This window comes from Rhodococcus sp. 15-725-2-2b (assembly GCF_002259075.1).
GTDB lineage: Bacteria > Actinomycetota > Actinomycetes > Mycobacteriales > Mycobacteriaceae > Rhodococcoides.
In genome coordinates this window covers 170,694-193,400 of record NZ_NPFL01000020.1, presented here as the reverse complement: position 1 = coordinate 193,400, position 22,707 = coordinate 170,694, and the positions used below count along the sequence as shown (strand labels likewise).

21 protein-coding genes are annotated in these 22,707 nt (G+C 65.3%); 13 read left to right on the top strand and 8 right to left on the bottom strand.

Annotated elements, in window-relative coordinates:
- The first annotated feature begins 91 nt into the window (after window positions 1-91).
- A complete protein-coding gene (gene rlmN / locus CH306_RS23650; protein ID WP_045195572.1) occupies window positions 92-1,243 on the top strand; it encodes a 23S rRNA (adenine(2503)-C(2))-methyltransferase RlmN in 1,152 nt (383 codons plus the stop codon).
- An 8-nt stretch (window positions 1,244-1,251) separates the two neighbouring features.
- Here rlmN and CH306_RS23645 read toward each other — a convergent pair whose 3' ends face one another.
- Entirely contained in the window at window positions 1,252-1,521 is a 270-nt protein-coding gene (locus tag CH306_RS23645) for a DUF2631 domain-containing protein (protein WP_032397812.1), read from the bottom strand.
- A gap of 217 nt (window positions 1,522-1,738) precedes the next feature.
- Between CH306_RS23645 and puuE the strand changes: the two genes are divergently transcribed.
- Window positions 1,739-2,638 (top strand): allantoinase PuuE, encoded by a 900-nt coding sequence (puuE, locus tag CH306_RS23640; RefSeq protein ID WP_176459324.1) that lies wholly within the window; start codon window positions 1,739-1,741, stop codon window positions 2,636-2,638.
- Window positions 2,639-2,651: 13 nt separating this feature from the next.
- Here the strand turns inward: puuE and CH306_RS23635 are convergent, their stop codons facing one another.
- Entirely contained in the window at window positions 2,652-3,173 is a 522-nt protein-coding gene (locus tag CH306_RS23635) for a DUF1990 family protein (RefSeq protein WP_094648092.1), read from the bottom strand.
- Here CH306_RS23635 and dxr point away from each other — a divergent pair.
- The 5 genes from dxr (at window position 3,172) to CH306_RS23610 (ending at window position 9,716) form a co-directional block, all read left to right on the top strand.
- A complete protein-coding gene (dxr, locus tag CH306_RS23630; RefSeq protein ID WP_441344242.1) occupies window positions 3,172-4,434 on the top strand; it encodes a 1-deoxy-D-xylulose-5-phosphate reductoisomerase in 1,263 nt (420 codons plus the stop codon). The genes CH306_RS23635 and dxr overlap by 2 nt on opposite strands.
- Window positions 4,435-4,440: 6 nt before the next feature.
- Window positions 4,441-5,661: a M50 family metallopeptidase gene (locus CH306_RS23625; protein ID WP_094648091.1), complete on the top strand. Its 1,221-nt coding sequence runs from the start codon at window positions 4,441-4,443 to the stop codon at window positions 5,659-5,661.
- 37 nt (window positions 5,662-5,698) lie between these two features.
- Complete coding sequence (ispG, locus tag CH306_RS23620) at window positions 5,699-6,862, top strand: flavodoxin-dependent (E)-4-hydroxy-3-methylbut-2-enyl-diphosphate synthase (RefSeq protein WP_176459303.1); 1,164 nt, start codon at window positions 5,699-5,701, stop codon at window positions 6,860-6,862.
- Window positions 6,863-6,982: 120 nt separating this feature from the next.
- Complete coding sequence (locus CH306_RS23615) at window positions 6,983-7,819, top strand: GNAT family N-acetyltransferase (protein WP_045195567.1); 837 nt, start codon at window positions 6,983-6,985, stop codon at window positions 7,817-7,819.
- 133 nt (window positions 7,820-7,952) lie between these two features.
- Window positions 7,953-9,716: a penicillin-binding transpeptidase domain-containing protein gene (locus tag CH306_RS23610; RefSeq protein WP_094631835.1), complete on the top strand. Its 1,764-nt coding sequence runs from the start codon at window positions 7,953-7,955 to the stop codon at window positions 9,714-9,716.
- Window positions 9,717-9,735: 19 nt separating this feature from the next.
- Here the strand turns inward: CH306_RS23610 and CH306_RS23605 are convergent, their stop codons facing one another.
- Window positions 9,736-10,608 carry a helix-turn-helix transcriptional regulator gene (locus CH306_RS23605; RefSeq protein ID WP_094648090.1) on the bottom strand — a complete coding sequence of 291 codons (873 nt, stop codon included), beginning with the start codon at window positions 10,606-10,608 and terminating at the stop codon, window positions 9,736-9,738.
- Window positions 10,609-10,746: 138 nt separating this feature from the next.
- Here CH306_RS23605 and map point away from each other — a divergent pair, with 138 nt between their 5' ends.
- Both map and CH306_RS23595 read left to right on the top strand, forming a co-directional pair.
- On the top strand, window positions 10,747-11,622 hold the full coding sequence (map, locus tag CH306_RS23600) for a type I methionyl aminopeptidase (protein ID WP_045195561.1): 876 nt from the start codon (window positions 10,747-10,749) through the stop codon (window positions 11,620-11,622).
- 37 nt (window positions 11,623-11,659) lie between these two features.
- Entirely contained in the window at window positions 11,660-13,189 is a 1,530-nt protein-coding gene (locus CH306_RS23595; protein ID WP_094648089.1) for a cobyric acid synthase, read from the top strand.
- Here the strand turns inward: CH306_RS23595 and CH306_RS23590 are convergent.
- The 3 genes from CH306_RS23590 to CH306_RS23580 are packed head-to-tail and all read right to left on the bottom strand — an operon-like array spanning window position 13,173 to window position 15,147.
- Complete coding sequence (locus CH306_RS23590; protein WP_094631774.1) at window positions 13,173-13,868, bottom strand: ABC transporter permease; 696 nt, start codon at window positions 13,866-13,868, stop codon at window positions 13,173-13,175. The two genes, CH306_RS23595 and CH306_RS23590, sit on opposite strands and share 17 nt — an antisense overlap.
- Window positions 13,865-14,788, bottom strand: coding sequence for an ABC transporter ATP-binding protein (locus tag CH306_RS23585; RefSeq protein WP_094631773.1), 924 nt, complete (start codon window positions 14,786-14,788; stop codon window positions 13,865-13,867). Before CH306_RS23585 ends, CH306_RS23590 begins: the two co-directional genes overlap by 4 nt.
- A complete protein-coding gene (locus tag CH306_RS23580; protein WP_045199880.1) occupies window positions 14,785-15,147 on the bottom strand; it encodes a GntR family transcriptional regulator in 363 nt (120 codons plus the stop codon). Before CH306_RS23580 ends, CH306_RS23585 begins: the two co-directional genes overlap by 4 nt.
- Window positions 15,148-15,253: 106 nt before the next feature.
- Between CH306_RS23580 and CH306_RS23575 the strand changes: the two genes are divergently transcribed.
- Window positions 15,254-15,820 carry an alpha/beta fold hydrolase gene (locus CH306_RS23575; protein WP_094631834.1) on the top strand — a complete coding sequence of 189 codons (567 nt, stop codon included), beginning with the start codon at window positions 15,254-15,256 and terminating at the stop codon, window positions 15,818-15,820.
- Between the two features lie 6 nt (window positions 15,821-15,826).
- Here the strand turns inward: CH306_RS23575 and mtr are convergent, their stop codons facing one another.
- Window positions 15,827-17,212: a mycothione reductase gene (mtr, locus tag CH306_RS23570; RefSeq protein ID WP_094631772.1), complete on the bottom strand. Its 1,386-nt coding sequence runs from the start codon at window positions 17,210-17,212 to the stop codon at window positions 15,827-15,829.
- Entirely contained in the window at window positions 17,209-18,249 is a 1,041-nt protein-coding gene (locus tag CH306_RS23565; protein ID WP_179272759.1) for an alpha/beta hydrolase, read from the bottom strand. Before CH306_RS23565 ends, mtr begins: the two co-directional genes overlap by 4 nt.
- Window positions 18,250-18,393: 144 nt before the next feature.
- Between CH306_RS23565 and mqo the strand changes: the two genes are divergently transcribed.
- From mqo to CH306_RS23550, 3 genes are all read left to right on the top strand, one after another.
- Window positions 18,394-19,962, top strand: a complete 1,569-nt coding sequence (gene mqo / locus CH306_RS23560) for a malate dehydrogenase (quinone) (protein ID WP_230597003.1) — start codon at window positions 18,394-18,396, stop codon at window positions 19,960-19,962.
- Window positions 19,963-19,973: 11 nt separating this feature from the next.
- Entirely contained in the window at window positions 19,974-20,450 is a 477-nt protein-coding gene (locus tag CH306_RS23555) for a GNAT family N-acetyltransferase (protein ID WP_027496727.1), read from the top strand.
- A 275-nt stretch (window positions 20,451-20,725) separates the two neighbouring features.
- Window positions 20,726-22,699, top strand: coding sequence for a magnesium chelatase subunit D family protein (locus CH306_RS23550; RefSeq protein ID WP_179272758.1), 1,974 nt, complete (start codon window positions 20,726-20,728; stop codon window positions 22,697-22,699).
- The last annotated feature ends 8 nt before the right edge of the window (window positions 22,700-22,707 follow it).

Here is a 22,707-nt window from a genome sequence, read left to right as displayed (position 1 = left end):
GCGCATCCGGCCACGACCTCGATACCCATCGGATAACGGACGGAAACCGGCGCGAATAGGACTGCGAGGCAAACAGGTGGACAATGGAGGTATGAGTGAGGCCGCCGACGCAACGAACACATCGACCGAGCAGAAGAGGCCGAATCTCCCCCTGGTCTTCACCGCCCCACGTCGCGGTATGCCGTCGCGCCACCTCGCCGATCTGGACAGAGAGGGATTGCGCGAGGCCGTGAAGGCACTCGGCCTGCCTGCGTTCCGTGCCGATCAATTGGCTCGGCACTACTACGGCCGGCTCGAAGCCGACACGACGAAGATGACGGATCTTCCCGCCGAGGCGCGAGAGAAGGTCGGAGCCGACCTCTTTCCGACCTTGCTCACGGCGATCAAACATCTGGCGTGTGACGACGGTGACACCCGCAAGACCCTGTGGAAAGCCAACGACGGCACTCTGCTCGAGAGCGTCCTCATGCGTTACCCGGACCGCGCGACGCTGTGCATCTCGAGCCAGGCCGGCTGCGGAATGGCCTGCCCGTTCTGTGCAACCGGTCAGGCCGGTCTGACCCGGAACCTGTCGACGGCCGAGATCGTGGACCAGGTGCGGTCGGCGGCCGCGGACATGCGCGACGGTGTTGTCCCCGGTGGGGAGGGTCGTCTGTCGAACGTGGTCTTCATGGGGATGGGCGAGCCCCTGGCCAACTACAAGAGGGTCGTCGCCGCGGTGCGCAAGATCGTCTCGCCTGCACCCGACGGGCTCGGCCTCTCGCAGCGCTCGGTGACGGTGTCGACGGTCGGCCTGGCACCGGCGATTCGGAAGCTGGCCGACGAAGGGCTGTCGGTGACGTTGGCGGTATCGCTGCACACACCCGACGACGAACTCCGCGACACGTTGGTTCCCGTCAACAACCGTTGGTCGGTTGCCGAGGTGCTGTCCGCAGCGCGGTATTACGCCGACCAGACGGGACGACGGGTGTCCATCGAGTACGCGATGATCAGGGACGTCAACGATCAGCCGTGGCGGGCCGACATGCTGGGAAAGAAGCTGCACAAGGCACTCGGATCCCGGGTCCACGTGAACCTGATCCCACTGAATCCGACTCCGGGCAGCGAGTGGGACGCCAGCCCTAAGCCGGTGGAGCGAGAATTCGTTCGACGGGTGATTGCCCAGGGTGTTTCGTGCACCGTCCGCGACACCCGCGGTCAGGAAATCGCCGCGGCGTGCGGTCAGCTGGCAGCCGAGAACTGAATCGGTTGCTAGCGGGGCTTGCGGCGGACGATCACATCTCGCACGACGAGCCCTACCAGCGTCGCAGCGAAGCCGATCAGCCACAGGTCCTCGACCTTGCCGGTGTGGTTTCCGATCATCATGAACAGCAGGAACGCGGCGACGACGAGGGCGGCCACGCGCATCGCGCGGTTCGACTCACCACTCCAACCCCACTCGGCGGACGGCACGTCCGGCACCTCGTTGCGGGTATCGACGACCGGGTCGTACGAAGCGGATTCCAGTTCGGTATTTGCCACCGGTCGGTCCTCTCGGGTCATGAATTCTCGAAGTCGCTCTTCACGAGGCGTCGAGCCTGCCGCGTTCGGACAATATTGGCATACGACCGTCCGTCGTAGCCATCAGGGTTGTGCGCTCACTCGGCGAGACTGCCGAGTTCGGTGAGAGACTGCGGCGGTGACGTCCGAGCGCCTTCCGCATCCGTTGACCCAGTTTCCGCTGAGCTACCCACGAGACATGGTGGGGTACGGCCGCACGCCGCCGCATGCGCAGTGGCCGGGTCAGGCCAACATCGCCGTCCAGTTCGTCCTCAACTACGAGGAAGGTGCGGAGAACAACGTCCTCGACGGTGACACCAAGTCCGAGACGTTCCTGTCGGAAATGATCGGGGCACAAGCCTTTCCGAATCGCCACATGAGCATGGAATCGCTGTACGAGTACGGCTCGAGGGCAGGCGTGTGGCGAGTGCTGCGGGCGTTCGAGAAGAGAGACCTACCCCTGACGGTCTTCGCCGTTGCGAAGGCCATGGAACGAAACCCGGAAGTGGTTGCCGCCCTGGCCGAACTGGGCCACGAGATCGCCTGTCACGGACTGCGGTGGCTGTCTTACCAGCAGATCGACGCGAACGTCGAGCGCGAGCACATGGCCGAGGCCGTGGCCATCCTCCGGGGCCTCACCGGATCGGCCCCGCTCGGGTGGTACACCGGTCGTGACTCTCCGAACACCCGGTCGCTCGTGGTCGAGCACGGCGGATTCGTGTACGACTCGGATTCCTACGCCGACGATCTTCCGTACTGGGAGAAGGTGACTCGCGGCTCGGACGTGGTCGATCATCTGGTGGTGCCGTACACCCTCGACACCAACGACATGAGGTTCGCCTCGCCGGGCGGCTTCTCGACCGGGGACGAGTTCTACGCGCATCTGCGGGACGCGTTCGACGTGCTCTACGCCGAGGGGGAGAACGGCAGTCCCAAGATGCTCTCGGTCGGACTGCACTGCAGGCTGGTCGGCAGGCCGGCGCGCATCGCCGCCCTCGAACGTTTCCTCGACCACGTTCAGTCCCACGAGAAAGTATGGGTCGCAAAACGAATAGACATCGCCGAGCACTGGCGCGCGGTACACCCACCCGTGTCCTGATCGAGGTCTCGGGTCAGTGCGGCGACCGACACTGCGTTTCCAACGCACTCAGGTAGCGGTCGGTGAACAGGGCCTGGACCCGCCTGCCCACCGGTCCGCCGAGCCTGGTGTACCAGCGGCCCGGGTTCGAGAACGCGGTGATGTGCGCGGAGACCGTCCCGTCCTCGGGGGAGTAGTCGACGTGGAACAGCTCCTCACCGGATTCGGGATGGCCGTCGAGTGTGCCGTACGCGAAACCCTGGCGGTTGGCTTCGTCGATGACGTAGACGACCCGGCACGGGATGCGGACGGGTCCGAGCGCGAGGACGACCACCGCGTCGGGGACGGCGTGGTCGACGCTGGAGTGAACCTTCAGTCCGGTGCCGCGATGCATGTCCCAGCGCATCAGCGCGTCGGCCGCGGCCACGAAGTCCTCGACTCCGGATCCGATGACCCGTGACGTCTCGACGTGGTGGTAGCCGGCCGGGAGCCTGCCGCTCGTCGCCCCCACATCGGCGTAGTTGAACGATGCCGCGCGATACTTCGAGACGTCCATGCCCTCCAGCGTGCCAGCTACGGCGACGCATAGGGGTTTCTCAGCCTCGGTAGGCAACAATGGACCGGTGCCAGACCATCGTGAGCGAACGACCTCCTCGGATCGTGCCGAGCCGATTCGTGTGTTGCTGTTGGGGAGCACCGGCTCGATCGGAACCCAAGCGCTCGACGTCATCGCCGCCGACCCCGACCGTTTCGTCGTCGTCGGTCTTGCGGCGGGCGGCGGAAACATCGCCCTCCTTCGCCGTCAGATCGCCGAGACCGGTGTTCGACGTGTCGCTGTGGCCGACCCCGCCGCTGCCGCCGAGCTCGACTTCCCCGGGGTGCTGAGTGGGCCCGGTGCGGTGACCGAGCTCGTCGAGTCGACGCAGGCCGACGTGGTGCTCAACGCGTTGGTGGGCTCGCTCGGTCTCGAACCGACGTTGGCGGCGCTGAAGACCGGCGCTCGGCTGGCGTTGGCCAACAAGGAATCGCTGGTGGCAGGCGGCGAACTCGTACTCGCTGCCGCCGCGCCGGGTCAGATCGTTCCGGTGGACTCGGAGCATTCGGCGCTGGCGCAGTGCCTGCGCAGTGGCCACCGGAGCGAAGTGGATCGCCTGATCCTCACCGCATCGGGTGGACCGTTCCGGGGCTGGAGCGAAGCGGAACTGAAGTCGGTGACCCCTGCTCAGGCCGCAGCTCATCCCACCTGGTCGATGGGCCCGATGAACACGTTGAACTCGGCAACTCTCGTCAACAAGGGCCTCGAGCTGATCGAGGCGCATCTGCTGTTCGGGGTGCCCTACGAGAAGATCGACGTCACGGTGCATCGGCAATCCATCGTCCATTCGATGGTCACGTTCGTGGACGGATCCACCATCGCGCAGGCCAGCCCGCCGGACATGAAGCTGCCGATCGGGTTGGCGCTCGGATGGCCGGATCGAGTGCCCGACGTCGCGCGCGCACTCGATTTCACTGCAGCGTTCTCCTGGGACTTCGAGCCACTCGACGATCGAGTCTTCCCCGCCGTACAGCTGGCCCGCGAGGCCGGAATCATGGGCGGGTGCATGACTGCGGTGTACAACGCGTCCAACGAGATCGCCGCCGACGCATTCCTGTCCGGTCGCATCGAATTCCCCGAGATCGTACACACGGTGCGGTCGGTTCTGAACGACGGCGGCGGGGACTGGTCGGCGGTGCCGACTACCGTGGACGACGTCCTCGCAGCGGATTCCTGGGCTCGCGCACACGCGCGTGAGCTTCTGAAACAGAAGGGCCTCTAGACTCACATGCTGTTCGCTCTGGGTGTGGTGCTGTTCGCCGTCGGCATCGGTGTGTCGATCGCGCTGCACGAGGCGGGACACATGTGGACCGCGAAAGCGCTCGGCATGAAGGTCCGCCGCTACTACATCGGCTTCGGCCCCAAGATCTTCTCCTTCCGACGCGGCGAGACCGAGTACGGGCTCAAGGCGATCCCCGCCGGCGGATTCTGTGACATCGCCGGAATGACGGCGATCGACGAGCTCGCACCGGACGAGGTCGAGCGGGCGATGTACCGCCAGAAGACGTGGAAGCGCATCGTCGTGATGGTCGGCGGTATCGCGATGAACTTCGTGCTCGGCATCGTATTGGTGTACGCCCTTGTACTCGGATGGGGCACGCCGGATCGGGCGACGCCGCCGACCGTTCAGGTCAGTGACGTCGTGTGTATCGCGCCGACACAGTCCGAGGACGGGGAACTCGCGCCGTGCTCGGGAGCCAGCCCGGCTCAGCAAGCGGGGCTCCGCACGGGCGACGTGGTCACCGCGGTGAACGGTGTACCGGCGCAGTACTGGTCCGAGGTCGTCGAGGCCGTGCAGGCGTCGTCGGGATCGGTCGATCTGACGGTCGAGCGGAACGGAGCGTCGGTCGACCTGACGATTCCCGCGACCGAGGTGCAGCGTTACGTCACCGACCCGGATACCGGAGCCAAGGAGTCGACGACGGTCGGCGCGGTCGGGGTCAGTGGCTCCACGATCGCCCCTCCACCCATTCGATACAACCCGATCGAGGCAGTCCCCGAGACGTTCGCCTTCACCGGAGAGATCTTCGTCCAGACCGGTAAGGCTCTCGTGGAGCTGCCGACGAAGGTGGAGGCCCTGTGGGAGTCGATCTTCGGCGGCGAGCGTGGACTGGACACTCCGATGAGCGTCGTCGGTGCCAGCGTCATCGGCGGTCAGGCTGCCGAGACGAACAACTGGGCGACGTTCGTCGGACTGCTCGCGTCGTTGAACTTCTTCCTCGGAGCGTTCAACATCGTGCCGTTGCTTCCGCTCGACGGTGGCCATATCGCGGTGACCGTCTACGAGCGGATCCGCAACATCTTCCGCAACCGTCGCGGCCTGCCCGACGGTGCGCCGGTGGACTACATGAAGCTCATGCCGGTCACCTACGTGGTGATCGTCGTTTTCATCGGGTTCTCCTTGTTGACACTCACGGCGGACATCGTCAACCCGATTCAATTGTTCTAAGTAGACTCGACAGTCGTAGCTAGGAAAGAAGGCCACTGTGTCCGTGTCAGTCGGATTGGGAATGCCGGCACCGCCGGTTCCAGTACTCGCGCCGCGTCGAAAGACCAGGCAGCTCCAGGTCGGGTCGGTGGGAGTGGGAAGCGACAGCCCCATCTCGGTGCAGTCGATGTGCACCACCAAGACCCACGACATCAACGCCACGCTGCAGCAGATCGCAGAGCTGACGGCGTCCGGCTGCGACATCGTCCGTGTGGCATGCCCCACACAGGAGGACGCGGACGCGCTGTCGATCATCGCCAGGAAGAGTCAGATCCCGGTGATCGCCGACATCCACTTCCAGCCCAAGTACATCTTCGCGGCGATCGACGCCGGTTGCGCCGCGGTGCGCGTCAACCCGGGAAACATCAAGGAATTCGACGGCCGCGTCAAGGAGGTCGCGAAGGCGGCCGGTGACGCGAACATTCCTATTCGTATCGGCGTCAACGCCGGATCGCTGGACCCTCGGCTGATGAAGAAATACGGCAAGGCGACGCCGGAGGCGCTCGTGGAGTCCGCGCTGTGGGAGGCGGGCCTGTTCGAGGAACACGGATTCGGGGACATCAAGATCTCCGTCAAGCACAACGACCCGGTCGTCATGGTCGCTGCCTACGAGCAGCTCGCTGCACAGTGTGACTACCCGCTGCATCTCGGCGTGACCGAGGCCGGGCCGGCGTTCCAGGGCACCATCAAATCCTCGGTGGCGTTCGGTGCCCTGCTGTCCAGGGGAATCGGCGACACCATCCGCGTCTCCCTGTCGGCACCACCCGCCGAGGAGATCAAGGTGGGCAACCAGATTCTGCAGTCGCTCAACCTGCGTCCCCGCAAGCTCGAAATCGTCTCCTGCCCGTCGTGTGGGCGGGCACAGGTGGACGTGTACACCCTTGCCGACGAGGTCACCGCAGGCCTGGAGGGCATGGAGATCCCGCTGCGCGTCGCCGTCATGGGCTGCGTCGTCAACGGTCCGGGAGAGGCGCGTGATGCCGACCTCGGCGTGGCGTCGGGCAACGGCAAGGGCCAGATCTTCGTCAAGGGCAAGGTCATCAAGACCGTGCCCGAGGCGCAGATCGTCGAGACCTTGATCGAGGAAGCAATGCGCATCGCCGAGGAATTCGACAAGGATGAGACTGCAGACGGTGGCGCACCGGTCGTGACCGTCAGCTGAGCGGGTTCGACCGGTTCGGTGTCCGGTTTGCCGCTCTGCCACCGGCGGAACGGGTTCTCTGGAATGATTCGGTACACGCTCGGTCGGTGTGTATGCGGTAGGTGGTCAGGAGGTCGGTAGGTGCTCAAGCTCCTCGGTGCGAAGCCTCTCGGTAATCGGGATGTTGCGCACGTCCTGCGGGTGCTCGACGCCGACCCGGTCGCCACCTGCATGGTTGCCGCTCGGGTGCAGGAATCCGGGCTGGATCCGAAGTCGTTCCACGGTGAGATGTGGAGCCGAGGTGGACCGGACGAGTCGTTGTGTTTCTACGGTGCCAACCTGGTTCCTCTGCTCGGATCCGGCGACGATCTGCGCTCGTTCGCCGATCGCGCGTGCCGCGGCCCGCGGCTGTGTTCGTCACTGGTCGGTCGAGCCGAACTGACATTGCCGTTGTGGGAGATGCTCGAGACCGACTGGGGCCCGGCCCGTGAGGTTCGCGGTGAGCAGCCGTTGCTGGCCACGTCGGTTCGATCGTCCATCACGCCCGATCCGCACGTACGCCTCGTTCGTCCCGAGGAACTGGACGTGTATCTGAGTGCGGCAGTGGCGATGTTCATCGAGGAAGTGGGCGTCGACCCGAGACAGAACGACGGGGGCCGTGGATACCGGCGACGGATCTCGAGTCTCATTGCCGCGCAGCGTGCGTGGGCTCGATTCGAGGACGGTCGGGTGGTGTTCAAGGCCGAGATCGGATCGCAGTCGGCGACGGTGGGTCAGATCCAGGGGGTGTGGGTTCATCCCGATCGGCGCGGGCACGGCCTCGGCGCGTCCGGTACCGCAGCGGTGGTGAACTCGGTGGTCCGCCAGGGCCGCACCGCGAGCCTGTACGTCAACAGTTTCAACTACGTCGCCCGGCGCGCATACGCGAAGATCGGCCTGACCCAGGTGGCGACCTTCACGACGGTCCTCCTCGACTGACTCCGACGTCGCTCGATCGGGTCGTGGCGAACCGCGATTCGTTGCCGCGGCCGAAGGCAGCGCCCTATTACGATGGGGCGCAATGAGATCACGTGGTGCAACCGAAGTGCGGTATCGAGTCGGAGCGGTGTCGATGGTTGCAGCCGTCGTTGCCGCCGCCCTCACCGGATGTACCCCCAAGCCCGACGGCCCGGAGCCGGCCGCCCAGGCATTTCTCGCCGCGTTCGAGGCCAACGACATCGCCGCCGCGGCTGCCGATACCGACAAGCCCGACGCAGCGGCGACGGCACTGACCGAGGCGTGGACCAACCTTCAGGCCGAGGCGCTCGACGCCGAGACGACGTCGGTACAGGTCGACGGCGACACGGCCACGGTCGGCTACACCTACACGTGGCAGCTGCCGAGGGATCGCGTGTGGACGTACGACGGTCAGCTGAACATGGGCCGCAGCGAAGGTGAGTGGGTGGTGCGCTGGACGGCGTCGGACATCCATCCCAAGCTCGGCGACACTCAGACGATGTCCTTGCGGTCCACGGCGGCTCCGCGGGCTCGGGTCAACGAACGCTCCGGGACCGACGTGCTGGTGCCGGGGGTGGTGCACCGAATCAAATTCGATGCAGCGGATGCGAACAACGTGGTCGCCTCGGCAACGGCGCTGTCGACGCTGCTGACGCCTTTCGATGCGTCCATCACTGCGCAGTCGATCGTCGAATCCGCCACCTCGGTCGACGGCGACTACCCGGTGGTTTTGCTTCGAGACAGTGACTACCAGCCGATTTCGGCCGCACTGACCGAGATCCCCGGAGTCACCGCGTCCGACGAATCGGATCTGGTGTCCACCGACCCCACGTTCGCGCCGGACCTGGTGGGCCAGGTCAAGAAGGCCGTCATCGACGAGGTCGACGGCAAGGCGGGGTGGAGCGTGGTGACCACGAACCGCAACGGCGTCGACATCGATGTCCTCACCGACACCCCGCCGGAGCCCTCGCCGTCGTTCTCGATCAGTCTCGATCGCAACATTCAGGTCGCGGCACAGCGAGCGGTGAATGCGCGCACCGAGCAGGCGATGACGGTGGTCATCCAGCCGTCCACCGGTGCCATCCTGGCGGTGGCACAGAACCCGGCTGCCGATCGGGACGGGCCGGTGGCGTCGGCCGGCCTGTACCCACCCGGATCGACGTTCAAGATCATCACCGCCGGTGCCGCCATCGCGAGCGGACTCGCGACTCCGGGCAGCACCGTCCCGTGTCCGGGGCGCATCGTGATCGGTGAGCGCAGTGTGCCCAACTACAACGAGTTCTCACTGGGTGACGTGACGATGAGTACCGCCTTCACTCGATCGTGCAACACCTCGTTCGCCAAGCTGGCCAGCGAGATGACACCCGATGCGCTGACCGTCGCGGCCTCTCAATTCGGCGTCGGCCCGGATTACGACGTCGTCGGATTGCCGACCGACTCCGGTTCGGTGCCACCGGCCGAAGAACTGGTTCAGCGCACCGAGGACGGCTTCGGTCAGGGCAGGGTGGTCGTGTCGACGTTCGGTATGGCCCTGGCCGCCGCGACGGTGGCTCACGGTTCGACGCCGGTGCCGAACCTCCTGGTCGGACGCGACACCGTGATCACCGGGGATCATCCGCCGATCGAACCGGCGATGGTCGACGGATTGCGCGGGATGATGCGGTCGGTGGTCACCAGCGGTACGGCCGAACGCATCGCAGACCAGGGCGAGGTCTACGGAAAGACCGGCGAAGCAGAGGTCGACGGCGGTTCGCACTCGTGGTTCGTCGGTTACCGCGGCGATATCGCCTTCGCCACCCTCGTGGTGCGCGGCGGCAGCTCGGACAACGCGGTCGCGGTGACCCGAGAGATGTTCGAGCAACTTCCACCCGGGTACTGACGACGCTGCGGCGTTCGGATCAGGAAGGCAGAACGCCGAGTCGACGGCACGCCACCACGGCTTCGTATCGGGTGTGCGAATCGGTTTTGCGCATCACACTGCGCAGGTACGACTTGACCGTCTCGGCACCGATCGACAGGCGCGCAGCGACCTCGACGTTGGTGCAGCCCAGGGCAACTTGCGAGATGACGTCGATCTCGCGTGGCGTCAACGACTGCGACACCTCCTGGGCTCGTGGGTCGTCGGGCGTGTTCTGTCCGAACGACGCGGCCACGCGAGCTGCCACTGCGTCGAGTCTGCGCCGGATCGCTGCGTCACCGACCGACCGGGCGAGATCGGACAGTTCCTCGTGGACACTACGCAGCTCGGCGGTCCGCGAGACATCCGAGTCGAGCGGCGAGCGGATGGTCGCCAGCAGACGGATCCTGCGGTCGACCTCGTCCCGCACGGAGATCTCCTGGCCGAGACGCCTGGCGGCGGTGGTCATGATGTCGCCGACACGATCTCCGAGGGGGCCGCGTTCGCGCAGCGCCGCGTACATCACTATTCGCGCGACTCCGGCCACGACCACCGGTACCGCCAGTATCGATTTGAGGCCCTCGCCGAGCACGGGTCGATCGAAGTGGTGGGTGATCGACATCGATGCGCCGTAATCGCTGACGGCCGCGGGCCTGCGCTGTTCCATGACTCGACCGCCGAGACCGGATCTGGGTGGGATGGCGAGTCCGTCCAGGCCTCGGGTTCGGGTTCCGTGGAATTCACTCAGGTACAGGGTCTCCGAGGAGACCTCGCCGCCGAACACGACGGGTACCTCGGACGTCGCTGCCACCTGGCGCAGCTCCGCGCGCAGGGCATCACCGTCGCGGGGCCGCAACAAATTCGAATGGACCACGGGGCTTCCTTTCTCGTGTCGACTGCACGAGCGACGAACGTGATCCAGATCATATCTGCACCGGCATGTGCTGTTTGGACTGGTACGGGCACTGCGCTGCGGTCCGCGGCCGAGTGCGAGCCGACTACTCTTGGGTCCATGTCTGTGACCGCCGAGAGCAAGCCCCGTCAGCCACTCGTACCAGGCGTCGTCTCGCCCGTCCTCGCGGTGCCCAAGTCGATCGAGCGCCCCGAATACGCGTGGAAGTCGACCGTGGCCGAGGGCAGCGAGCCCTGGGTTCAGACCCCCGAGGTCATCGAGAAGATGCGGGTGGCGTCGAAGATCGCGGCCAGGGCGCTGCAGGAAGCGGGCCGGGCAGTGGCACCGGGCGTCACCACCGACGAGCTGGACCGCATTGCCCACCAGTACATGATCGATCACGGCGCATACCCGTCCACATTGGGCTACAAGGGTTTTCCGAAGTCCTGCTGCACCTCACTCAACGAGGTCATCTGCCACGGCATTCCGGATTCGACGGTGATCCAGGACGGCGACATCGTCAACATCGACGTCACCGCGTACATCGACGGCGTCCACGGCGACACCAACGCAACCTTCTTGGCGGGCAACGTCTCCGAGGAGGCCCGACTGCTGGTCGAACGCACCCACGAGGCCACCATGCGGGCCATCAAGGCCGTCAAGCCCGGTCGCGCGCTGAACGTGATCGGCCGCGTCATCGAGTCGTATGCGCACCGGTTCGGCTACGGCGTGGTGGAGGACTTCACCGGCCACGGTATCGGTACCACCTTCCACAACGGTCTGGTCGTGCTGCACTACGACCAGCCGTCGGTGGACACCGTCATCGAACCGGGAATGACGTTCACGATCGAACCGATGATCAACCTGGGCACGATCAACGCCGAGATGTGGGACGACGGCTGGACGGTGGTCACGCACGACAAGAAGTGGACCGCGCAGTTCGAGCACACGCTCGTGGTGACCGAGACGGGTAGCGAGATCCTGACACTGCCGTGAGCGGAGCCTGCGTAGCGAATCGAGATCTGGTAGCGCCGTGAAAGGCGCTCTGTTGGTCGCCGGGACGACGTCCGACGCGGGCAAGAGTGTGCTGGTCGCCGGGCTCTGCCGAATGTTGGCGCGTCGGGGTGTGCGGGTGGCTCCGTTCAAGGCGCAGAACATGTCCAACAATTCGGTGGTCACGCTCGACGGCGGCGAGATCGGTCGAGCCCAGGCGATGCAGGCGGCAGCCTGTGGCCTGGAGCCGAGTGTGCGTTTCAATCCGGTGTTGCTGAAACCGGGGAGTGACCGGACATCGCAGTTGGTGGTGCGGGGGCGGGCCGTGGCGCAGGTGAGTGCAAGCAACTACATCGAGCATCGGCAGTCTTTGCGCGCGGTGGTGGCGGACGAATTGGCCTCTCTGCGTTCGGACTTCGATGTGGTGATCTGCGAAGGCGCTGGCTCGCCCGCCGAGATCAATCTGCGCGCCACGGATTTGGCCAACATGGGGTTGGCGACGGCTGCGTCCCTTCCGGTGATCGTGGTGGGGGATATCGATCGTGGGGGAGTGCTGGCCCATCTGTTCGGCACCGTGGCCGTACTGTCTCCGCAGGATCAGGCGCTCGTCGCCGGGTTCGTGATCAACAAGTTCCGGGGCGACCCAGCTCTGCTGGCACCCGGTCTCGACCAGTTGCGCGCGTTGACGGGTCGGCCGACGTACGGTGTCGTCCCGTTCGCCGACGGCTTGTGGATGGACGCCGAGGATTCGCTCGGAACCGTCCCCGATGCTCCGGTGGGGCGGCCGCGTCCACCGCACGGCTCGCAGTGGTTGCGCGTTGCGGCGGTGCGTCTGCCGAGAATCTCCAACACCACCGATGTCGAGGCGTTGGCCTGCGAGCCCGGGGTGTCCGTGCACTGGGTCACCGAGCCGTCCCGGCTCGAGGACGTGGATCTGGTGGTCGTTCCGGGCAGCAAGTCCACCGTGTCGGATCTCGAGTGGCTGCGGCGCAGCGGTCTTGCCGATGCGATCGCGGCACGCGGGGCCGCGGGACTACCGGTTCTGGGGATCTGCGGTGGGTATCAGATGCTGGGTCGGACGATCGACGACACCGTCGAATCCGGAGCCGGTTCTGTCCAGGGGCTCGGTCTGCTCGATCTCTCGGTCGAGTTCGCGAGCGACAAAGTGCTCGCGCAGGTGACGGGGCGATCGAAACAGTACGGCTCGAATTGCGCGTCGGGCTACGAAATTCACCACGGTCGGGTTGTGCGGAACGGCGACGATGCGCTTCTTGCTACTGCGTCGGGCACCCCGGAGGGCAGTGTGCGCGGGACTGTCGTGGGAACCCACTGGCACGGCCTGCTCGAGTCCGACGACTTCCGGCGTTCGTTCCTCACCTGGGTGGCAGGGAAATCGGGCCGTTCCGGCTTCGTGGTGGCGCCCGCTACATCGGTCGCTGCGTTGCGTGAGCAGCAGTTGGACCTGCTGGCGGATCTGGTGGAAGACAACCTCGACGTCAACGCCGTGCTCGACCTCATCGAGCACGGCGTCGATCCTGCGACGAAAAAGATTGTCACGCAGTTGCTTTGAGAAGACCGAACCAGCTGGCCACCGACAGCACTGCGGTGATGATCAAGGGGATCACGACCAGAAGAAGAATACGTGGGGTGTCGGTGAAGAAGGTGCCGATGTTCGGCCACCACCGTTGCCAGGTCACGAGTACAGATCCGCCGCCGAAGACTACGAGCGCTCCGAGTCCGAGGGTGAACAACCCGTTCGTGCGGAACCGTCGATACACGACGCCGATGAATGCACCGATGCCGCCGAGGAGCAGCATGACGGTAACGAGTGCGGCCCACTGCACCAACGGATTGTCGGTCGCGTACCGAGCGATGCCGAACATTCGCAGTTTCAGGCCGAATCCATCCGTGGCTGCTTCGATCAAGGACAGCACGTAGATGATCGTGCCGAATGCAATCGACTGGCACACACCTACCAACGCTGTGGCGGTGAGGAATTCGCGGCGGGTGACGCTCAGACCCAGGGCATAGGGAAAGCACTGAGTGATCGCGGTGATGTAGAACGCCATGGCGAATCCATAGATCGAGAAGACGCTACCGGTGAAGTTGTATTCGGAGTCTGTGGTCGGGATGACCAGAAATATGCCGAAGGTGATCACGAAGGCGATCGCGAGAACCGCCATCGGCCACACGAATGTCGTTGCCCAGGACGTGTTGTGGATTCGAGCGACGTTCAGTATTCGTTTCATGACACTGCCTCCTCGGGTTCGGCGGTGGTGCGTTCGATGATCAACTGCTGCAACGGGACCGGTTCGATGGTGAGCCCTACTGCAGCACCGTCCGATTTCTGCCGGTCGGTCAGTCGGCCGTCGATCGTGGCCCGAGCGCTGGCGCCGAGTGCCGTGCGACGCAGAGTGCGATGGCCCGAGGCGAAGGAGTCGACGGCGCGCGTCGGTCCGGTGATCTCGAAGGCGCTCTCGCGTAGATCGTCCGAGTCCGCGTCGAGCAGGATCTTGCCCTTGTCGATGAGAATCACGTGTTCGATCAGATCGCTGACCTCGTCGATGAGGTGGGTGGACAGAACGACGGTCCTGGGGCGTTCGGCGTAATCGGCAAGCAGTCTGTCGTAGAACAGGTGTCGCGATACCGCGTCCAGTCCCAAGTAGGGCTCGTCGAAGAAGGTAAGTGGTGCCCGTGACGCGAGTCCGATGACGATGCCGAGCGCCGAGGTCATTCCGCGGGAGAGCTTCTTGATCTTGCGGCCGAGGGGCAGGTCGAAATCGCGCAGCAAGTCGGCGGCGAAGTCATTGTCCCAGTAAGGAAGAATCTGCGAGGCATGCGCAACGGCGTGCTTGACCTTCAGATCGTCGGGGTACTTCTGGCTCTCCTTGACGAAGCACACGTGACCCAGTGCAATCGGGTTCTCCCACGGATGTTGCCCGAATATCGAGACCTCGCCCGCGCTCTGGCGCATCTGCGCGGTCATCATCTGCATGACGGTGGTCTTGCCTGCGCCGTTGCGGCCGAGAAAGCCGTAGATCTTGTTCTGTTCGATCTCGAAGCTCACGTCGTCGACAGCGGTGAACGATCCGAACTTCTTCGTGAGGTGGGTGGCCTTCGCGATCACGCGGCCATCGTCGCCGATCGAATCGAATTCATGGATGCTCATCGCGCTGCCTCCCAGTTGTCGAGCATTGTCTTGAGTTCGTCGACGGTCATGCCGAGCTTGCGCGCCTCGGTGACGAGCGGGTCGATGTACTGGCGAGCGAAGAGGTCGCGGCGACGGAATCGAAGAGCGTCGCGAGCCCCGGTGGTGACGAACATTCCGATTCCTCGTTTCTTGTAGACGACGCCGTCGGCGACGAGCTTGGCAAGTCCCTTACCTGCGGTGGCCGGGTTGATTCGATGGAATGCGGCCAGTTCGTTGGTCGAGGGAACCTGCTCTTCCTCTGCCAGTGAGCCGTCGATGATGGAGTTCTCTACGATCTCGGCGATCTGCAGAAAGATGGGCCTGCCCTCGTCCATCAGAACCACCGCCGATGCGTCGAGGTTGGTCGCCTCGCTGGTTCATTACTCATGTAACTAACCATAGAACCGATGTGTGGTCGGCGCAAGAGGCAGTACCGTCGTCTCCATGGAGTTCACGCATGTGAGTGCTGCGGGTGGGCAATGTTCGGTTCGGGTCGCAGGCCCGGACAGCAGGCACGCCGTTCTCTTGCTTCCCGATGCAGGCGATCCAGTGGATGTGTACGACGCCGTCAGTGAACGGCTGCACAATTCGGATCTGAAAACCGTTGCGCTGGAAAGCATCGACGGCATCAGCGACGATGCGATCCTGACTGTTCTCGACGAGCTGAAGCTGTCGTGGGTGCATCTCGTCGGCAGCGGCGCGGGTGCGGAGTCGGCTTGGACGTTGGCTGCCAAGACTTTCGGGCGCTTCGCCAGTCTGATCGCGGTGAACCGTTGCCACCCCGCGATCGCCGACGAGCAGGGCACCGTGCGCGCCGCGGACTGCCCCCCGGTCGAGTTGCCGACGACACTGGTCGTCGGGTCCTCACTGGGCCGCGCATCCGCCGACGCGAGCGGCCGGTTCGTCTACTCGGACTTCCGCGTGGTTCAACTCGACGGTGCCGCGAATGTCGTCGCCGACGAGCCGGCCGCGCTGGCAACGGAAATCGTGCTGCGTACCAGCCCGTGGTGACCGGAACTACAGGTCGAGTCCCAGCAGAGCGTTCTCGACCACCTCGGGCAGGCCGGGGTGAATCCAGTACTGACCGCGCGCCATGTCCTGGGCGGACAGGCCGAAGCTCATCGCCTGAATGATGGGCTGAATCAGGGTCGGGGCCTGAGCGCCGATGATGTGCGCGCCGAGGATCTTCCCGGTGCCCTTCTCGGCGATGATCTTGCACAGACCTTCGCTGTCTTCCATCGCCCAGCCGTAGGCGACGTCGCCGTAGTTCTGGACCTTGACCGTGATGTCCAGGCCGGCGTCACGGGCTTGTTCCTCGGTCATGCCCACCTCGGCGATCTGCGGATCGGTGAACACCGCCGCGGGAACGAAACGGTGGTCGTTGGTGCGCAGCGCGGCGGTGTCACCGTTCCATGCGTCGTGCAGCAGGTTGTGCTGGACCACTCGTGCTTCCTGGTTGGCCACATGCTTGAGCTGGTAGGGCGAGGAGACGTCGCCGAGCGCGAACACGCCCTCGGCGGTGGTGCGGCCGAACTCGTCCACCACGATGCGGCCCTCGTCGTCCATGTCGATGCCCGCCGTGTCCAGATCCAGCCGATCGCCGTTCGGCTCGCGGCCCACGGCCACCAGGAACGCGTCCCCGAGAACCTTGGTGCCGTCGGCCAATTCGACGCCGTGCAGGGCGCCCTCGGTGACGGCACGGGTCTCACCGGAGTCGAGATGGACGTCCCATTTGGCGCGGGCCAATTCGGTGAACCGCTTGGAGATGTCGGCGTCCAGTGCGCGCAACAAGGTGTCCTTGCGGGCGACGATCGACACCTTCGAGCCGAGCGCGGAGAACACGTGCGCGAATTCCGCTGCGATGTAACCGGATCCGAGAATCACCAGATGCTCGGGAAGCTCCGGCAGCCGCATCACATCGCTGTTGGTGTGATAGCTGACACCCGAATCGGCGATGGACTGCGGCACCACCGGCCGGGATCCGGCCGCGATGACGACCTGGTCTGCCGTGATGACGGTGCCGGTGCCGGTGTCGATCGTGCGGGGGCCCACGAACCTCGCGTGGCCCTCGAACAATGTGACGTTGGGGCTGCCTTCGGCGCGGTAGCGCTTGCCGCCCTCCGAGATGGGGTCGATGCGGCCGAAGACGCGGTCGACGATGTCCGGCCAGCGCACCGCGTCGACACGCGCGTCGACACCGTATTTGGACGAATCACGCACCGTACGGGCGACTTCGGCGGCGTAGACGAACATCTTCGTCGGGATGCAGCCGACGTTGAGGCAGGTGCCGCCGAATGTCGAGTTCTCTTCCAGAAGTGCGATCTTCTTGTCCTCGAAGCGCGAATCGGCGATGGAGTTGCCCGATCCGGAGCCGATGATCGCGACGTCGAAATGCTCGGTCATGAGATGTGCCCGCTCTCGGTGTGGTCCTTGCCCGACGCGTGGTCGGTGCCCTCGCTTCGATGCAACCACTCGATCCACTCGTCCATTTCCTCGAAGGCCCGCGCGCGCGGCTCCTCGGTGGACAGGAACACGTCGTGGCGGGCTCCCTCGATGGGGACGATGGTGGTGCGGTCGCCCAGGCAGCCGGCCCAGCGGGCGATCTGGCGGACGTCGAGGACGGCGTCTGCGGCGTCGACCGCGGAGCTGTACCGGCGTGAGAAGTGCGTCACCTTCGAGCGCAGGATGAGCGACGGAATGCCGATATCGAGGCCGCGATGCAGTTCGGCGTGACCGTGGCGGACAGCGCGGATCCAGCCGAAGGTGATGGGGAAGCCCGCGAGCGGTTTCCAGTCGAGGTCGTAGTCCCATTCGCCGTTCTCGGAGGCGGCGAGCGAGAGTCCGTAGGTGTCCAGGCCGCTGCCCGGCACCTGCGCCTTGGCTCGGAACCGTCCGATCACGTCGATCGCTGCGGTGCCGACGCTGCGTATCGCCGGTGGACCCTGCAGATCGAACCAGGGGCTGTTGAGCACGACGCCCGACAGGCCGAGGCCGGCCGACCCGCCTTCTCGGCGGTTGAGGCGGTTGAGCCAGAGCGGCAGTACGAGTCCGCCCGTCGAGTGCGCCATGAGCAGCACCGGGGCATCGGCGCGTTCGGCGCGGACCAGGGCGAGAGCCTCGTCGAGCTCGGCGTCGTACATCGCCAGATCGGTCACGAAGTGCGCGGTCTGACCCTCACGGCGCGACCGTCCGCACTTGCGTAGGTCCAGCGCGTAGAAGGCGTAGCCCATCGCGGCGAAGTGTTCGGCGATGTGTCGCTGGAAGAAGTAGTCGGTGAATCCGTGGACGTAGATCACCGCGCGCTCGACGTTCGTGGCACCCGACGGTTGATACCGCACGAGAGTGGCCTCGACCTGCCCCTCGCTGTCCGGATCGTCACCGAGTGGAATGGTCGTCTGTTCGTAGCCGTCGCCGAGGACATCGGGCACCCAGGTAGTCACAGATCACAACTGTAGTGGGCGCCGCGAGCGGCGTCCGAGGAGCACAATCGAGACCGGGTTGACGTGGTGTCCGATGGGGTAGGCCCAGCTAGTAACCTGACCGCACCGGGTGAGTAGCCCCTCTACAACAGAGTTCTTCGGTCGATGCCGCCACCGGCCGAGATCTCGACAGACAAGGAAGTCGATTCTCCAGTGTCCAAAGATGAGCAGGGTAAGCGGATCAAGACCGACGTCGTTCTGGTCGGTGCCGGAATCATGAGCGCCACCCTCGGTGCGCTGCTCCGTCAGCTCGAGCCGAACTGGTCGATCGACGTCTACGAGCGGCTCGACGCGGCCGCAGCCGAGAGCAGCGATGCGTGGAACAACGCGGGCACCGGCCACTCGGCCCTGTGCGAGCTGAACTACACGCCGCAGAACAAGGACGGCAGCGTCGACATCGCCAAGGCGCTCAACGTCAACGAGCAGTTCCAGGTGTCGCGTCAGTTCTGGGCACACGGTATCGAAACCGGTGTTCTCTCCGACGCCAAGAACTTCATCAACCCCATTCCGCACGTGAGCTTCGTGCACGGGGAAGAGAACGTGAAGTACCTCCGAGCGCGGTACGAGGCGCTCGTGGGCAACCCACTGTTCGCAGGCATGGAGTACATCGACTCCAAGGACGAGTTCTCCGCGCGACTGCCGTTGATGGCCAAGGGCCGTGACTTCTCCGACCCGGTGGCGTTGAACTGGAGCCAGGAAGGCACCGACGTCGACTTCGGTGCGCTGACCAAGCAGCTGCTCAACTACCTGTCGTCCGCGGGCGGCACCGTGCACTTCGGGCACGATGTGCGCAACATCACCAAGCAGTCCGACGGCACCTGGGACGTCAAGGTCGCCAACCAGCGCACCGGGGCGAAGAAGACCGTCAACGCCAAGTTCGTGTTCGTCGGCGCAGGCGGCGGCGCACTGCACCTGCTGCAGAAGTCCGGGATCGCGGAGATCAAGGGATTCGGCGGCTTCCCGGTCAGCGGCGAGTGGTTGCGATGCACCGATCCGGCACTGATCGAGCAGCACTCGGCCAAGGTGTACGGCAAGGCGTCGGTCGGCGCTCCGCCGATGTCGGTGCCGCACCTCGACACCCGCGTGATCAACGGCCAGCAGGGTCTGCTGTTCGGCCCGTACGCCGGTTGGTCGCCCAAATTCCTCAAGCAGGGCAAGATCACCGACCTGCCCGGCTCGGTCAAGCCCGGCAACCTGATGTCGATGCTCGGAGTCGGCGTGACCGAACTCGGACTCGTCAAGTACCTGGTCAGTGAGCTGGCTCAGTCGCAGGCGGATCGTGTCGAGACGCTGCGCGAGTTCGCACCCTCGGTGCTCGGCGAGAACTGGGAGCTCGTCACCGCGGGTCAGCGCGTGCAGGTGATCCGCAAGAAGGGTCGCGGCGGCGTACTCGAGTTCGGCACGGCCGTGGTCAACGCTGCGGACGGCACGATCGCGGGACTGCTCGGTGCATCGCCCGGCGCATCCACCGCCGTTCCGGCCATGCTGGACGTGCTGCAGCGGTGCTTCGGCGACAAGTACGACGCATGGCAGCCCAAGCTCAAGGAGATGGTTCCCTCGCTCGGGGTCAAGCTGGCGCAGAACAGCTCCCTGTTCGACGAGGTCTGGGCCTGGACGTCGAAGACGCTGGAACTGGAAAATGCTCGTGAGCTCGCACAGCCCTCGGGTGTGTGATAGCAAAAGGTATGAATACGCAAGCAGCAGCTCTCAAACGATCATGGGCACTAGACCTGTCCAACAGCACGTTGTACGACCTGTTGAAGCTGCGTGTCGAGGTGTTCGTGGTCGAGCAGGCATGCGCTTACCCGGAGTTGGACGGGCGTGACCTACTGACCGAGACGCGACACTTCTGGCTCGAACGGGACGGCGAAGTGGTGTGCACCCTTCGCCTGCTCGAGGAGCACGACGACGGCGAGAAGGCGTTCCGTATCGGCCGGCTCTGCACGCAACGCTCCGCCAGGGGACAGGGCCACACCACGCGAATTCTGCGCGCGGCGCTTGCCGAGGTCGGCTCTGCGCCGTGCCGGATCAACGCGCAGAGCTACCTCGTCGACATGTACGCCAAGCACGGGTTCCTGCCCGACGGCGAGGAAGTTCTCGAGGACGGCATCCCGCACACCCCGATGCGCCGGGGCGGCGGCACCGCCTGGAGCGAGGCCTGACCTCCTGTAGTACTCGATTACCAGTGGGGTCATTCCGCAGGCTCCACTCCCGGAACGAATGCCACACCCGGTCCACACCGTGTGTGGCATTCGTTCGTTCGGCGGTAGTGTTCCGTTCGAAGTCGGTCGCGGAGAAGTCCTGTGTCAATCAGGCGCGGTCCCGCCACTGTGTTCAGGAGACTCTTCATCGGAAGATTCCCCTGTCAGCCAGATCGCCGCCCGGCTTCGTGTATCTCGACCGAACGTCCGGCGCGGAACTCCGGGCACGAAGGGAATTGGCTGTGCAGCGAAATGGGAGTGTTCCCGAACCGGGATATCCGTTCAGTGCGATCGTCGGTCAGGATCAGCTGAGGTTGTCGCTGATTCTGTGCGCCGTACACCCCGGTATCGGCGGCGTACTGGTTCGAGGAGAAAAGGGCACCGCGAAATCGACGGTGGTGCGCGCGCTCGCGACCCTACTGCCCGCCGTGGACGACGAGGACGGGTCGCGCCCGGCGAAACTCGTCGAACTTCCGGTGGGCGCAACCGAGGACCGAGTGGTGGGGTCCATCGACCTCGAGAAGGTTCTGCGCGACGGCGAACGTGCGTTTCAACCCGGTCTCCTCGCGGCCGCGCACCGTGGTGTGCTCTACGTCGACGAAGTGAACCTGCTGCACGATCATCTGGTCGACGTGCTGCTCGACGCGGCCGCGATGGGCCGGGTACACGTCGAGCGGGACGGTGTATCTCATTCTCACCCTGCACAATTCGTGCTCGTCGGCACGATGAATCCCGAGGAGGGCGAGCTACGTCCGCAGCTGCTCGACCGGTTCGGTCTGGCAGTTGAGGTGACGGCATCGCGGGACGTGGACGTCCGCATGAACGTCGTCCGCCGCCGGATGAACTACGAGCGTGATCCGCACGCGTTCGCCGCAGAGTTCCGCAACGACGACATCGCCGTGGCCGAGCAGATTCTGGCCGCCCGGAAGATTCTCGACGACGTGGTGTTGAGCGACAAGGAACTTCGTCGTATCGCCGCGCTGTGTGCCTCCTTCGACGTCGACGGCATGCGCGCCGATCTGGTGCTGGCGCGTACCGCGTCCGCGCACGCCGCCTGGCGAGGGGCGAGCGAGGTGGCCGAGGAAGACGTGCGAATCGCCGCCGAACTGGCTCTGCCGCACCGGCGTCGGCGCGACCCCTTCGACGAGCCGGGAATCGACGACAAGCAGTTGGACGACGCCATGCGCGACGCTGCGGAACAGGCCGAGCAACAACCCGACCCGGAGCCCGATCCCGACCCGGAGCCCGATCCCGACGGCGGGGGAGCGCCCGAGCCCGAGGCCCCAGACGATGGGTCCCAGTCCCAGTCCCAGTCCCAGTCCCAGTCCTCCGACTCCGAGTCCTCCGATTCACGCGACGAGTCGAAGCAACCACCGCCGTCCTCGGGTGCCGGCAGCGAGAAGCAGGCAGGCACGCCGGGAGCACAGTTCAGAGCGCGGTTGCTCGAGGTTCCAGGAGTGGGCGAGGGCGCGCCCGGCCGACGGTCGCGGTCGCGGTCCTCGCACGGACGGTCGGTACGGCCCACTGTCGAGCCAGGCAGAGGTCTGCACCTGGTGGGCACCCTCTTCGCCGCGGCCGAGCAGCAGGTCGTCCGCGGCCGCACCGCCGGCCGGTTGAAGCTAGAGCCCGCGGACCTGCGGGGCGCGATCAAGGAGGGGCGTGAAGGCAACCTGATCGTCTTCGTCGTCGACGCCTCGGGATCGATGGCTGCGCGAGATCGGCTCTCCGCGGTGACCGGTGCGGTGCTGTCGCTGCTGCGCGATGCGTATCAGCGCCGCGACAAGGTTGCCGTGATCACGGTGCGCGGCACGCAAGCCGAGACCGTACTGCCACCGACGTCGTCGGTGGACGTGGCCGTCACTCGATTGCGGAAGATGAAGACCGGCGGTAGGTCGCCACTGGCGCAGGGATTTCTGCAGGCGCGTGAACTCGTTCTGCGAGAGCGTGTTCGAGATCCGCTGCGCCGCGCTCTGCTGGTCGCGCTCACCGACGGACGGGCCACCGGCGGTACCGATCCGGTCGGCCGGGCCCGCATTGCCGCCCGGCGCATCGCGTCGGACAAGATCGCCTCCGTCGTGGTGGACTGCGAATCGGGAATGGTCCGCCTCGGACTCGCTTCCGATTTCGCGGCGTGCCTCGGCGGTGGCTACGTGGCCCTCGCGGACCTGTCGGCCGAGCAGGTCGCCGCTGTCGTTCGCGCAGCGGCGTAGGAGTACGC